The 12,714-nt window shown below is 61.2% G+C and carries 13 protein-coding genes; 12 read left to right on the plus strand and 1 reads right to left on the minus strand.

Annotated elements, in window-relative coordinates:
* Positions 1–115 precede the first annotated feature (115 nt).
* The 3 genes from ASG35_RS23765 to ASG35_RS23775 are packed head-to-tail and all read left to right on the plus strand — an operon-like array spanning position 116 to position 1,882.
* A complete protein-coding gene (locus ASG35_RS23765; RefSeq protein WP_056363464.1) occupies positions 116–1,039 on the plus strand; it encodes a LysR substrate-binding domain-containing protein in 924 nt (307 codons plus the stop codon).
* A 6-nt stretch (positions 1,040–1,045) separates the two neighbouring features.
* Positions 1,046–1,369: a restriction endonuclease gene (locus ASG35_RS23770; RefSeq protein ID WP_056363467.1), complete on the plus strand. Its 324-nt coding sequence runs from the start codon at positions 1,046–1,048 to the stop codon at positions 1,367–1,369.
* A gap of 45 nt (positions 1,370–1,414) precedes the next feature.
* The gene (locus tag ASG35_RS23775; protein WP_056363469.1) at positions 1,415–1,882 is read left to right on the plus strand and encodes an LEA type 2 family protein; all 468 of its coding nucleotides are present in this window, start codon (positions 1,415–1,417) and stop codon (positions 1,880–1,882) included.
* Positions 1,883–1,937: 55 nt separating this feature from the next.
* Here the strand turns inward: ASG35_RS23775 and ASG35_RS23780 are convergent, their stop codons facing one another.
* Entirely contained in the window at positions 1,938–3,095 is a 1,158-nt protein-coding gene (locus tag ASG35_RS23780) for a branched-chain amino acid ABC transporter substrate-binding protein (RefSeq protein WP_056363471.1), read from the minus strand.
* Between ASG35_RS23780 and ASG35_RS31635 the strand changes: the two genes are divergently transcribed.
* The 9 genes from ASG35_RS31635 (at position 3,080) to ASG35_RS23820 (ending at position 12,702) form a co-directional block, all read left to right on the plus strand.
* Complete coding sequence (locus ASG35_RS31635; protein WP_156393329.1) at positions 3,080–3,424, plus strand: hypothetical protein; 345 nt, start codon at positions 3,080–3,082, stop codon at positions 3,422–3,424. The genes ASG35_RS23780 and ASG35_RS31635 overlap by 16 nt on opposite strands.
* A 266-nt stretch (positions 3,425–3,690) precedes the next feature.
* A complete protein-coding gene (locus ASG35_RS23785; protein ID WP_056363473.1) occupies positions 3,691–5,169 on the plus strand; it encodes a carbohydrate porin in 1,479 nt (492 codons plus the stop codon).
* A 51-nt stretch (positions 5,170–5,220) separates the two neighbouring features.
* On the plus strand, positions 5,221–6,333 hold the full coding sequence (locus ASG35_RS23790) for a hypothetical protein (protein ID WP_056363861.1): 1,113 nt from the start codon (positions 5,221–5,223) through the stop codon (positions 6,331–6,333).
* Between the two features lie 29 nt (positions 6,334–6,362).
* Positions 6,363–7,634, plus strand: coding sequence for an iron uptake transporter deferrochelatase/peroxidase subunit (gene efeB / locus ASG35_RS23795; RefSeq protein ID WP_056363475.1), 1,272 nt, complete (start codon positions 6,363–6,365; stop codon positions 7,632–7,634).
* A 48-nt stretch (positions 7,635–7,682) separates the two neighbouring features.
* On the plus strand, positions 7,683–8,708 hold the full coding sequence (locus ASG35_RS23800; protein WP_156393330.1) for an iron ABC transporter substrate-binding protein: 1,026 nt from the start codon (positions 7,683–7,685) through the stop codon (positions 8,706–8,708).
* Positions 8,709–8,712: 4 nt separating this feature from the next.
* Positions 8,713–10,368, plus strand: a complete 1,656-nt coding sequence (locus tag ASG35_RS23805) for an ABC transporter permease (protein ID WP_056363478.1) — start codon at positions 8,713–8,715, stop codon at positions 10,366–10,368.
* Positions 10,369–10,374: 6 nt separating this feature from the next.
* A complete protein-coding gene (locus tag ASG35_RS23810; RefSeq protein ID WP_056363479.1) occupies positions 10,375–11,415 on the plus strand; it encodes an ABC transporter ATP-binding protein in 1,041 nt (346 codons plus the stop codon).
* 80 nt (positions 11,416–11,495) lie between these two features.
* Positions 11,496–11,927 (plus strand): MarR family winged helix-turn-helix transcriptional regulator, encoded by a 432-nt coding sequence (locus ASG35_RS23815; RefSeq protein WP_056363481.1) that lies wholly within the window; start codon positions 11,496–11,498, stop codon positions 11,925–11,927.
* Between the two features lie 70 nt (positions 11,928–11,997).
* On the plus strand, positions 11,998–12,702 hold the full coding sequence (locus ASG35_RS23820) for an SDR family oxidoreductase (protein ID WP_056363483.1): 705 nt from the start codon (positions 11,998–12,000) through the stop codon (positions 12,700–12,702).
* Positions 12,703–12,714 lie beyond the last annotated feature (12 nt).

The following is a 12,714-nucleotide window of genomic DNA, read 5'->3' on the forward strand; positions in this document are numbered from 1 at the left end:
CGTAAGACTATAAATTCGGGTATCGATGGTCATTCGACAGCAGCCATTAACCGCCGACAATCGAAAGTTTGTCATACTAGCCATGCTTGCCGCTCATGGCTGACGAGATTCGCCGATGAAACCACTGCCTTCACTCGATGTGCTCAAGACGTTTGCCGTCGTCGCGCAACGCCTCAACTTTACGCGCGCGGCGGATTTGCTGAACGTCACGCAAGGCGCCGTCAGCCGGCAAATTTCCGGACTGGAGGCGCATCTGGGTTATGCGCTCTTCGTGCGCCAGCCGCGCGGCCTTGCGCTCACGCCCAACGGCGCAATGCTGCTCGCGCCCGTGCAACAGGCGCTCGCACAGATCACGGAAGCGCTCGAGCGCAGCGGCGCGCAATCCGGCACTTTGCGCGTGAAATGTCCCACGTGCGCCATGCGCTGGATCTTGCCGCGCGTGATTCGCCTGCAAAACGAGCGGCCGGAACTGGTGATCGAAGTGACTGCGTCGGTATCGCACGGGGTCGAATTCAACGCCGAGCAATTCGATGCCGCCATTGTTTTCGGCCAGCCGGCGTTAAAGGGCGTGAGCGCGCATCATCTCTTCGATGAAGTCCTGACGCCGGTGTGCGCGCCCGGTTTGCTGAAAGATTCCACGCAGCGCACGACGCACGCCATCACGCCCGACGATCTCGCCGACCAGACCTTGCTGCATCCCACGCGCGACCGGCGCGACTGGCTGAAGTGGCTGGCGGCATATGGGTATCGTGGATTGCCGTCGGCGAAAGCGCAGCACTTCGATACGCTCGATCTCGCCATTTCATCGGCTATGCAGGGTCTGGGCGTGACCATCGGGGATTTATCGTTGATCGAAGAGGATTTGATCGCGCAAAGGATCGTGACGCCGTTTTCCCTCTGCGTGCCGAGCGGCGCGTCTTATTACCTGATTTATCCGGAACGGCCGGCGGCATCGAAAGTCCTGAGCGAATTTGCGGAATGGATCGAAAGCGAGGCCGCGCTGACGCGCGCGGGGCTTTCGAGGTATCTGGCGGCGTGATCTCTCATGGCAAAACCTCCGCTCGAGCCCTGGTACAAACCGCCCGCAGCCAATGAATCCTGCGCGCTCTGCGGCCGCCTGGTTCCGCCAAGCCAGCGCGACGAGCATCATCTCGTGCCCAAGTCGAAGGGCGGCAAGGAAATCGCGGTGCTGCACAGAGTTTGCCACAGGCAATTGCACGCGCTTTTCAACGAGACGCAGCTTGCGAAGGAGTATTCCACCGTGCAGGCGCTGCTCGCGAATGACGATGTGCGCAGGTTCGTGGATTGGGTGAGAACCAAACCGCCCGGCTTTTATGAACGAACCCGGCGAAGCGCGACGAAACGATAGACACACCGCTATAGTGAACGCCCAACCTTTCTTCTGGATCACGCAATGCGTCTGTTTTTCGCCGGGCTTTTTCTCCTCCTGGGCCTTGCCGGCTGCGCGAGTTTGTTCGATCGCGATGCGCCACGTGTCAGCGTCGCAGGTATAGAGCCGATTGCGGGCCAGGGGCTCGAGCTACGGTTCGTCGTGAAGCTGCGCGTGCAGAATCCCAACGAATCGCCGATCAACTACGACGGCATCGCTTTGGACCTCGATCTCGATGGCAAACCTCTCGCAAGCGGCGTGAGCGATGCACGCGGAACCTTGCCGCGTTTCGGCGAGACCGTACTGAGTATCCCGCTGACGGTTTCCGCATTTGCCGCGGCCAGGCAAGCGTTCGGCCTTTCGGACGTGATCCAGCGAGGCAGCGTGCCCTACGTCGTGCGCGGCAAGCTGGCGGGCAATGTGTTCGGCAGCGTGCGCTTCACCAGTTCCGGCACGCTCAAGTTGCCGGCTTCCTTGCAAGGCGGATATTGAAGCGGGCGGCGGCAACGTCCCCGTTGCCGCCGCGTTCCGTGCGCTTATGTAATGCTCACGTCCCGCTCTTCGTGACGATCGGCACCCAGGCGCCGCTCTTGACCTGATACATCGTGGATGAAGCGTTTTTCAGCGCGCCTTTGTCGTCGAACGCGATGGTTCCCGTGATTCCCGGAAACGAAATCGCCTTCAGCACCGGTCGATAAACCTTCGGATCGATCGATCCCGCTTTCTCCATTGCGTTGATCGCCGCCCACGCCGCGTCGTAGCCAAACGGTGCATACGAAAGAATCGCGACGCCGAAACGCTTCTGGAACTTGTCGGCGAAGGCCTTGCCTTGCGGCATCTTTTCAAGCGGGCTGCCGTATTCCCAGGCCATCACGCCTTCGGCGGTATCGCCGGCGAGCTTCAGGAAATCCGCATCCATCACGCCGCCGCCGCCAACCAGTTGCGCGTTGACGCTCAATTGTTTCATCCGTTTGGCCACGGCCGCCGCTTGCCGGTCGAGGCCGCCAAAGAAGATCAGGTCGGCGCCTGCGCCCTTGAGCGCGGTGAGTTGCGCCGAGAAGTCGACGGTCTGGTTGTCGCTGTATTGACGCGCGACGATCGAGCCGCCCGCTGCTTTCACGGCTTTCTCGAACTCGTCGGCTTCGCCCTGGCCGAAGGCCGTCCGGTCATCGATGATCGCAATTTTCTTCGCCTTCGTGACCTTCACCGCGTAGGTCCCGGCGTTGCCGGCGTTCTGGGCATCGCTGGAAATGACGGTGAAGACGTTGTCGAAACCACGTTCCGTAATGGTCGGATTGGTCGCGGCCGGATCGATTACGGGAATGCCCGCGTTTTGATAGACCTGCGACGCGGGAATCGTCGTGCCCGAATTGAAGTGGCCGACAACCACGGCAACGCCGCCATCGACGAGTTTTTGCGCCGCTTGAACGCCCACGCGCGGATCGGCCTGATCGTCCTCGGCCTGGATGGTGAAGTTGGCCGTCTTGCCGCCAATCTGGATTTTCTTGGCGTTGGCTTCATCGAGTGCAAGCTGTACGCCGTTCTGCAAGTCCTTCCCGTAACCCGCGTTTGCGCCCGTCAGCGGTGCGGCGAAACCGACCTTCACATCGATGTTTTCCGCAGCGGCGGACAGCGGCAACGCACCAAGAGCGGCGGCACACGCGATGATCCAGGCGAGCGGTTTGATGCGTGTTCGAAGATGCATTTTTTCTTCTCCTTCGGGTTGGGCAGTCGAGCGGCAGGGCGGTTATTTATTCGATGACGCGGTTCAGCACCACGACTGAACCATGGCCGATATACCCCGGCAAGGCGGACTTCCCCGCGTCGTTATTACGGCGTCAGGCAGACGACCGCCCAAGCAATTTAGGAAACCAAATTGGCGGCGTCTTGGCAGTTCGTCGCATTGAGGATGCGCATTTCGGCACAGCGGGTTTTATCGGCGGGAAAGAGGCGCGCGGGATGAAATGCTTGTCTGGGTTGGTGCAATTGCTGATCTGGCGGCGCCGGCGAGTGATCTCATCAAGCAGCGCCTGAAGATTACGGCATAAAAAAAGAATGACAGGCTTTGCGACTCTGCATCATCCAAATGCTCTTATATATCTAAAGCATTACGTTGGTATTTCATTTAAGTAGGCGAAAGAAATCCGAAGACAGGATCTTGTAATGTGTGTTTCACCTGTGTGTAATTATAATGAGAATCGTTCTCATTTGTGTTGACGATTTTTTGCCGCCTCGGTACGATTCGCTCGCCAGTGCCTTATAGAGATTGGCGTCGGACACAACAAGACAGAGGATTTTCGATGCAACCCGTCCACCCGGCCCAGCGCGACACACGCGTTTCCCGAGCGCCCGTGCGCCGCGCCTTGATGAGCGCATGGCTTTTGCTGGCTTCATCGGCGGCATTGGCTGCTGGCAATCCTGCCAATCCGGACGCGACACCCACGGACGCGCCCGAGGCCGACCTGAACATTCAGGCGCAACAAGCCGGGCAGTGGACGGGCGTCTGGACGCGTTCCACCTTGCTAGGCGATATGGGCGGCATCCGCTCGTTTCTCGGCAAGTACGGCGTGTCGCTGCAAGCAACGGAGACATCGGAATATCTCGCCAACGTGCGCGGCGGCCTCAAAACCGGCGGCACCTACGACGGTCTGACCACGGTCACGCTGGGTCTGGATACGCAAAAGGCATTCGGCTGGGAGGGCGGCACGTTCAACGCGAGCGCGCTGCAGATCCATGGCCGCAATCTGAGCCAGTACAACCTTGGAACGCTGAACACGGCCAGCGGTATTGAAGCGCAGGACACCACGCGTCTATGGGAGCTTTGGTATCAGCAATCGTTCCTGAACAAGCGCGTGGACGTGAAGGTCGGGCAGCAGAGTATCGACCAGGAGTTCATGGTCAGCTCGTACGCGGCTACTTTCGTGAACACCATGTTCGGCTGGCCGGGCCTGCCTTCGTACGACATGCCATCGGGTGGCCCGGCGTATCCGCTGTCCGCGCTCGGCGTGCGGGTACGCGGACAGATCACGCCGTCGATCACGGCTTTGGCCGGTGTGTTCGATGGCGATCCCCTTGGCAACAATCCGAACAATCTGAGCGGCACGAATTTCAACCTGCATAACGGCGCGCTGTATATAGGCGAGTTGCAGTACGCAATCAACCAGCCGTCCGATGGCGAAATGGTCGGCATGCCGCAAAGCGGTTTGCCGGGCACCTACAAGATCGGCTTCTGGTACAACAACGAGCGTTTCGACGACCAGGGCATCGACAACACCGGCGTGTCGCTGGCCAATCCGGCCACGAGCGGCACGGCGCAATCGCATCGCGGAAACTACAGCTTCTATGCCGTAGCCGACCAGATGATCTGGCGTCCCGATCCGGATGAACCGCGCAGTATCGGCGTGTTCGCGCGCGTGATGGGCGCACCCGGCGACCGCAACCTCGTGAGCCTTTCGGCGAACGCGGGCATTGTCATGAAGGCGCCGTTCAAGGGACGCGATAACGACAGCGTCGGCATTGGCCTTGCGTACATCAAGGTCGGCAATCACGTGCACGATCTCGACGTGCAAAGCGCGGCGTTCAGCGGCGGCCCGTACGGCATACGCACCAGCGAAACCGCGCTCGAAGCCACTTATCAATATCAGGTCACGCCGTGGTGGATCATGCAGGGCGACCTGCAATACACCTTCAATGCAGGCGCGGGACAGAATCCGAACGACCCCACCGCGGCTTTGCGCAATACCTTCGTGGTCGGCGTGCGCACCACCATTACTTTCTGATCGACGGGACTCGTGACCATGAACCTCGATGCACGCACCCAGAACAATCGCATGAAAAAACTTATCGGCAGCATTGCAGTTGCAGGCGCGTTCGCCGCGACGGTCGCGCACGCGGCGCCCATCGGCTTTCTCGAAACGCTGCATAGGAACACCACGCTCATCAACACCGTGCCGTCCAACGGCGACCAGAATCCGTACGCGGTCGTGGTCGCGCCGGTCTCGAGCGGCACCGTCAAGCAAGGCGACGTGCTGGTCGGCAACTTCAACAATGCCGCCAACTTGCAGGGCACGGGCAGCACCATCGTCAACTATCACCCCGACACCAAAGAGCTCAGTCTCTTTGCCACCGTGCCGCGCGACTTGAAGGAATGCCCGGGCGGAATCGGCCTTTCGACCGCGATGACCATGCTCAAGTCGGGCTGGGTGATCGTCGGCAGCACGCCGAGCAACGACGGCACGACCAATACCAAGGGCGCCGGTTGCCTGATCGTCCTGGACAGCCAGGGCAAGGTTGCATCGACGATCGTGAGTCCTAACATCAACGACCCGTGGGGCAACATGGCAGTCGTCGATAACGGCGATCACGCCACGCTCTTCGTGAGCAACGCGGGCTTCGGCGTGGGCGGCGCGAATGGCACGCCGCCCGTGTTCAAGCAAGCCACCATCCTGCGTCTCGACCTGGATATTCCCGAAGGCAAAGCGCCCGTCGTCAAGCAGGAAACGGTGATCGCAAGCGGCTTCGGCGCGCAGGCCGACAAAGGCGTGTTTCTCGTCGGGCCGACGGGGCTGGCCTTGTCTCAAGACCAGAAGTTGTTGTACGCGTCGGATGCCATCGGCAATCGCGTGACGGAAATCGACGACCCCATGACGCGCGATACCAGCGCGGGCGTTGGCCGCCAGCTGACCGCCGATGGTTTCCTGCATCGGCCGCTTGCAATGGTGACCGCGCCCAACGGGCACTTGCTGGTGACGAACGCGCTGAACGGGCAGGTCGTGGAGATCGATCCCGCGACGGGCAAGCAACTGTATGCACGCTGGATCGATACCGACAAAGCGCAATCGCCTCCGGGCAACGGCGACTTGTTCGGCATTGCGCTGACGCCGGAAGGCGACGGCTTCTATTACGTCCAGGACGATGTGAACACGCTGGTCCTGGCGAAGTGACAGGCAACACGTAACAAGGCAGCGACATCATGGCAAACGATCAGGATCCACCGCGCCGGCGCTTTTTAAAGGCGGGCGTTGCCGCGGGCGCGGCGTTGGGCGCGGGCTCCGTTGCGCACGCGGCGACCAAGGCGCAATTCAGGCAACCCGTCGACCCGATGACCGTGGTCGAGCCGTTTTTCGGCGAGCATCAGGCGGGTATCGTCACGCCGCAGCAAAGCCATACGTACGTTGCTGCGCTCGATTTCACGACCGACAAACGCGAAGACGTCATTAACCTTCTCAAGCAATGGACCGATGCGGCGGCGCGCATGTCGCGTGGCGAGACCGCGAAGCCATTGCCCACTGACGATAAATCCGCGCCCGATTCCGGCGATATCCTCGGCATTGGCGCAGCGGGCTTGACGGTTACGTTCGGCTTCGGGCCGGGCATGTTCGAGCACGAAGGAAAGGATCGATACGGCATTGCCAAGCATCGTCCGGCCGCGCTCGTCGATTTGCCGCGCTTCAATGGCGACCAGTTGCTGCCGCAGAAAACCGGCGGCGACATTCTTATTCAGGCCTGCGCCAACGACGCACAAGTCGCGTTCCACGCGGTGCGTCAACTCGCGCGCATGGGTTACGGTGCGGTTGCCATGCGCTGGGGTCAGGCAGGATTTTTGTCGGGTCCGCGCGGACAAACGCCGCGCAACTTGATGGGCTTCAAGGACGGCACGAACAATCCGTCGACGGCACAGCCCGCGTTGATGAACCAGTTTGTCTGGGCCAACGCACCCGACGCACCGTGGATGAACGGCGGCACCTACACGGTCGTGCGCCGCATTCGCATCACCATCGAACACTGGGACCAGATGGAACGCGGATTCCAGGAACAGGTGATGGGCCGCGAGAAATACAGCGGCGCGCCGATCGGCAAGAAGAACGAATTCGACGCGCTCGATCTCGACGCCGCCGATAAAGACGGCAACCCCGTGATTCCCGATAACTCGCACGTGCGGTTATCGAATCAGGCGACGAACAAGGGCGCGCAAATTTTGCGGCGCTCATATTCGTACAACGACGGCACGGATTTTTATATCGAACGGTGGCCGCCGTGGCGTCAGGAAACCGAATACGACGCGGGACTGATTTTCATCGCGCATCAAAGCGATCCGCGCACCGGTTTCATTCCGATCAACGACCGGCTCGCGAAGTTCGACATGATGAATCAGTTCACTACGCACGTAGGCAGCGGCGTGTTTGCTTGCCCGCCGGGTGCGCGGCCGGGGTCGTACATCGGCGCGGGATTGTTTGAAGCTTAGTCGTTCGAATCAAATGCCTGACGGCAAAACACAACAGGAATGAATGCAATGAAGACCACACGCTCCATGCCCTTGCTGCGCGCGCTGTGCAGCATCGCGCTGCTGTCCGCCTCGGCCGCGCTGCCGTTGAGCGCGGTCGCGGCCACGCTGACTTTGTATAACGCGCAGCACGAACAGGTCGTGGCATCGCTTGCGAAAGATTTCGAGGCGCAAAGCGGGGTATCGGTGAAGGTCCGCAACGGCGAAGGCCCGGCGATGGCCGCGCAACTCGTGGCGGAAGGCTCGGCATCTCCCGCCGATGTCTACTTCACCGAGAACTCGCCCGAACTCGTGCTGCTCGGCGAGAAGGGACTGCTCGAGAAGACGGATGCATCCACGCTTTCAGTGATACCGGCGCGTTTCAACTCGCCGCAGGGCGACTGGGTCGGCGTGCTCGCGCGTGAGAACGTCTTGGTGTACAACACGAAGAAGGTCGAAGCGGCGCAACTGCCGGCGTCGTTGATGGATCTTGCGAAGCCGGAGTGGAAAGGCAAGGTCGGCATTGCACCGAGCGACGGCGATTTCCTGCCGGTGGTTAGCGCCGTTATTGCAATGAAGGGCGATGCAGATGCGTTGCAATGGCTCAAGGGCCTGAAGAAAAACGCGCAGATCTTCGATGACGACGAAGGTGTGGTCGCGGCTGTGAATCGCGGTGGCGTGGCGACAGGCGTGGTGAACAACTATTACTGGGCGCGCTTGCACACGCAACTCGGCGACAGCGCCACGCGCAGCGCGATTTATCACTTCGGCAACGGCGACGTTGGCGCGCTCGTGAACGTATCGGGCGCGGCCGTTTTGAAGTCGAGCAAGAACCAGCAGGTCGCGCAGCAATTCCTTGCGTACCTGGTCAGCGAGCGCGCGCAACAACTGATTGCGAAGGGCAAGATTGCGTACGAATATCCGCTGCATGCGGGCGTCGCGCCTGACCCGATTTTGAAGCCTTTCGACCAGTTGAGCCCGCCTGCGTTGAGCATCGAACAACTCGGCGACGACAGCAAGGCCGCGAAGCTGATGCGTCAAGCCGGCTTGCTGTAAAGGCATGAGCGATGCTGTGAACGCCGCGAGCATTCAGGCGTTGCCCAAACCCCGTGGCCGCAAACGCGCGCCACGGGGTTTGCTCGTTGCAGCGGGTTTGTGCGCGCTGCTCGTGCTGATGCCGCTTGCGTTCACGGTGTATCGCGCGGTGACGTATGGCTGGGACGATGCACTCGAGCTGATCTTCAGGCCGCTCGTGGGCGAACTGCTGATCAATACGTTATCCATAACGATTAGCGCAACGCTGGTTTCGGCGATTGTCGGCACCGCGACGGCGTGGTTTATCGAACGTACGCGTGTTCCTGGACGGCGCTTCTGGGCCGTGCTGACCGTTGCGCCGCTTGCCATGCCTGCGTTCATCACGAGTTACGCGTGGGTATCGTTGAGTCTGGATTTGCAGGACTTTGCGGGCGCGTTGCTGGTGATATCGACGGCATATTTTCCGCTGGTTTATTTGCCGGTTGCAGCAGCGTTGCGTGGCATGGACCCGGCGCTCGAAGAAAGCGCGCGTTCGCTCGGGTGCGGACGTATTGGCGTATTCGTGCGCGTAGTGTTGCCGCAATTGCGGCCTGCTTTGCTGGGCGGAATGTTGCTCGTCGCGCTCGGTGTGCTCTCGGAATTCGGCGCGTTCACGCTGCTGCGCTTTCGCACATTCACTACGCAGATCTATGCCGAATATCGCACGAGCTTCGACAGCAGCGGCGCTTCGGTATTTGCTTGCATCCTCATTGCGATGTGCCTGTTTTGTCTCGCGCTCGAAATGCGCGTCCGAGGCGGCGCGCGATATGAACGTGTCGATCGCGGTGTGCGCCGCGCGGCATTGCGTTATGACCTCGGCCATTGGCGATGGGCCGTCGCAGCGGGGTTCGCCGTGCTGGCGATCGTCACGCTGGGCGTGCCTATCGGCATGATCGGTTTCTGGCTGACGCAAAGCGGCGCGGCCGCGATCACGCCGGCCGAAGTGTCGCCGGAATTGTTGATCGAATCGACGTTTTCATCGCTGGGATATGGGTTCGCAGCCGGGGTTGTCACCACGCTTGCATGCGTGCCGCTGGCGTTCTTGCTCGTGCGTTTCCCAAGCCGCGTGGCAACGTTGTTCGAGCGCACCGTGTTCCTCGCGCAAGGTTTGCCGAGTCTCGTGGTGGCGTTGGCAATCGTATCGCTGGCGGTTCATGCGTTGCGGCCGCTGTATCAAAGCGCGACGCTGCTGGTCGTCGCTTACGCCATTCTGTTTTTGCCGCTCGCGCTGGTGAGCGTGCGCGCCGCGTTCACGCAGGCGCAGCCGCGGCTTGAAGAAACCGCGCGATCACTCGGTCTAAGCTGGCGCGAAACCGTGCGACGCGTATTGCTGCCGCTCGCGGGACCTGGTCTCGGCGCCGGCGCGACCATGGTCTTCATCTCGGTTGTCACCGAACTCAATTCCACGTTGTTGTTGTCGCCCATCGGGACGCGCACGCTCGCCACGCAAGTCTGGATCGATACTTCCACGCTCGCGTTCGCCGCCGCCGCGCCGTATGCGGCCTTGCTCGTGGGCATCTCGCTGCTGGCGTCGGGAACGTTGTTCGCGCTGCTCGGACGATCCGCCGTTGCGAGCCGCGCCGCCGACATGAATACAGAACTGAACATCAATCGCCAAGCCGGTTCGCCGTCTGACACGTAAAGCCCTATGAGCGAACTTCGCGTTACCAGTCTGACCAAATCCTTCGATGGCCAAGCCGTGCTGCATGGCGTGGATTTATCGGTGGAAAAGGGGACGTTGCTGGCTCTCCTCGGGCCGTCGGGCAGCGGCAAAACCACCTTGCTGCGCGTGCTGTGCGGTTTTGAACCCGCCGATGGCGGCACGGTGGAAATCGATGGCGTGCGTGTTGCCGGGCCGGGTGTTCACGTGCCGTCCGAAGCGCGGCGCATCGGTTATGTGCCGCAGGAGGGCGCGTTGTTCCCGCATCTTTCCGTCGCCGATAACATCGTTTTCGGCTTGCCGCGTGCGCAGCGACGGGCGCGGTATCGAGTCGACGAGTTGCTGGCGCTGGTCGGTCTGCCTGCCGCGTATGGCGACCGCGCGCCGCAGGCTTTGTCGGGCGGGCAGCAGCAACGCGTGGCGCTGGCACGCGCGTTGGCGCCGGCGCCGTCGCTCGTGATGCTCGATGAGCCTTTTTCGTCGCTCGATGCCGCGTTGCGCATCGAGACGCGCGAAGCCGTGGCGAACGCGCTTGCCGCGACCGGTGCGACCGCCGTGCTCGTCACGCACGATCAATCCGAGGCGTTGTCGCTCGGCCGCGAGGTCGCGGTTTTGTGGCGCGGGCGGCTCGTGCAGACGGATACGCCGGAAGCGGTGTATCGGCGGCCGGTATCGAGGGAACTCGCGAGTTTTGTAGGCGACGCGGTGATCGTGGCGGGATCGATTCTTCCCGGCGATCCCATGCACGTGCGCTGCGAATTCGGCGTGCTGCCGATCGCGCGGGGGGTTGCGGCAAGCGATGTCGACGTGATGATCCGCCCGGAACAGATCCGCATCACGGATCAAGGCGATGTGCGCGCGACCGTCGAGAAAGTCGTCTTTTATGGTCACGATGCCAGCGTCATGCTGCGCTCTGCTGCGGGATCTGCTGGCGTGCAGATTCGCGTGGCGGGTCATTCGTTTCCACGGATGGGCGAACGGGTGGGGTTATCGGTGGAAGGGGACGTGGTGGCTTATCCGCGAGCCTGATCACCCGCGTCGAATCACTTCGAACCATGAAAATTGGTGCCAGCTTGACAAAGTGCATATGCACAAATTACCCTGTGCGAATGACTTCCCCTGATTCGACCTATCTCGACTGCAACTGTTTTGCCATCCGCCAGGCGGCGCGTTTTGTCTCGCAGCTTTATGAGCGGCATGTGAGCCAGGCGGGCGTGACGGCCGCGCAGTTCACGTTGCTCGCGGCAATCCAGCGCCGTCCCGGCACAACCATGGCCGAACTCGCCGACGCCATGGTGATGGAGCGCACCACGTTGGTCCGCGCTTTGAAACCGTTGCAGCGCGACGGTCTCGTCACGGCAGAACAGCAGGACGCCGGCACGCGGGCAGTCGCGCTGAACCTGTCGGAAGCGGGCGGGAAAATGCTCGGTGAAGCCGCGCTGCGCTGGAAAGACGCGCAAAAGGAATTCGAGCAGAAGTTCGGTCAGGAGCGCGCCGGCGAGTTAAGGAAGACATTGCTGGATCTGACATCGATGGAATGAAAAGCACGCCCGGCACACTGACGGGCATTTTTTTAACGCATTAAGTGCATATGCACAATTGGAGATCGACATGGAAATCAAAGGCAAGGTAGCACTGGTAACGGGCGCAAATCGTGGTCTTGGCGAGCAGTTCGCGAAAGCATTGCTGGCAGCGGGTGCGTCGAAGGTCTATGCAACATCGCGCGATAAATCCGCCATCAAGATTCCAGGCGTGGAAGCTGTTCAGCTCGACGTGACCAACGCCCAAAGCATCGCTGCCGCAGCCGATCGGCTGACCGACGTGCAGATCGTCATAAACAATGCGGGCGCGATTATCGGCGGGTCGTTGCTGGACGCGGGTTCCATCGGCGCCGCGCGTTCGTTGTTCGAAACCAACGTGATCGGCCCGCTCGCCGTCACGCAAGCGTTCGCGCCCGCCCTGAAGCGCAATGGCGGCGGCGCGGTGGTGAATATCCTGTCCGTGCTGAGCTGGCTGACCATCGACGGAACCGGTGCTTACAGCGCGTCCAAATCGGCGGTTTGGGCAATCACGAACGGCCTGCGCACCGAGCTGCGCGGCCAGGGCACGCTGGTGGTCGGCGTGCATCCGGCTTTTATCGATACCGACATGACTGCCGGCATCGATGCACCGAAAACCACGCCGCAAGAAGTCGTGCGTCAGGTGCTGGAAGGAATCGAGCAGGGCAAGGAAGAAATCCTCGTCGATGACGTCGGCCGGAATGTGAAGGGATCGTTGTCGTCGGCAACGCCCGCGTATCTGACGCCGGCACACTGAGCGGGAGAGTCG

It is taken from the genome of Burkholderia sp. Leaf177 (assembly GCF_001424345.1).
Classification (GTDB): Bacteria; Pseudomonadota; Gammaproteobacteria; order Burkholderiales; family Burkholderiaceae; genus Caballeronia.

Coding starts and splice junctions, on each gene's coding strand:
- ASG35_RS23765 (WP_056363464.1), top strand. CDS start 116: ATGAAACCACTGCCTTCACTCGATGTGCTCAAGACGTTTGCCGTCGTC.
- ASG35_RS23770 (WP_056363467.1), top strand. CDS start 1,046: ATGGCAAAACCTCCGCTCGAGCCCTGGTACAAACCGCCCGCAGCCAAT.
- ASG35_RS23775 (WP_056363469.1), top strand. CDS start 1,415: ATGCGTCTGTTTTTCGCCGGGCTTTTTCTCCTCCTGGGCCTTGCCGGC.
- ASG35_RS23780 (WP_056363471.1), bottom strand. CDS start 3,095: ATGCATCTTCGAACACGCATCAAACCGCTCGCCTGGATCATCGCGTGT.
- ASG35_RS23785 (WP_056363473.1), top strand. CDS start 3,691: ATGCAACCCGTCCACCCGGCCCAGCGCGACACACGCGTTTCCCGAGCG.
- ASG35_RS23790 (WP_056363861.1), top strand. CDS start 5,221: ATGAAAAAACTTATCGGCAGCATTGCAGTTGCAGGCGCGTTCGCCGCG.
- efeB (WP_056363475.1), top strand. CDS start 6,363: ATGGCAAACGATCAGGATCCACCGCGCCGGCGCTTTTTAAAGGCGGGC.
- ASG35_RS23800 (WP_156393330.1), top strand. CDS start 7,683: ATGAAGACCACACGCTCCATGCCCTTGCTGCGCGCGCTGTGCAGCATC.
- ASG35_RS23805 (WP_056363478.1), top strand. CDS start 8,713: ATGAGCGATGCTGTGAACGCCGCGAGCATTCAGGCGTTGCCCAAACCC.
- ASG35_RS23810 (WP_056363479.1), top strand. CDS start 10,375: ATGAGCGAACTTCGCGTTACCAGTCTGACCAAATCCTTCGATGGCCAA.
- ASG35_RS23815 (WP_056363481.1), top strand. CDS start 11,496: ATGACTTCCCCTGATTCGACCTATCTCGACTGCAACTGTTTTGCCATC.
- ASG35_RS23820 (WP_056363483.1), top strand. CDS start 11,998: ATGGAAATCAAAGGCAAGGTAGCACTGGTAACGGGCGCAAATCGTGGT.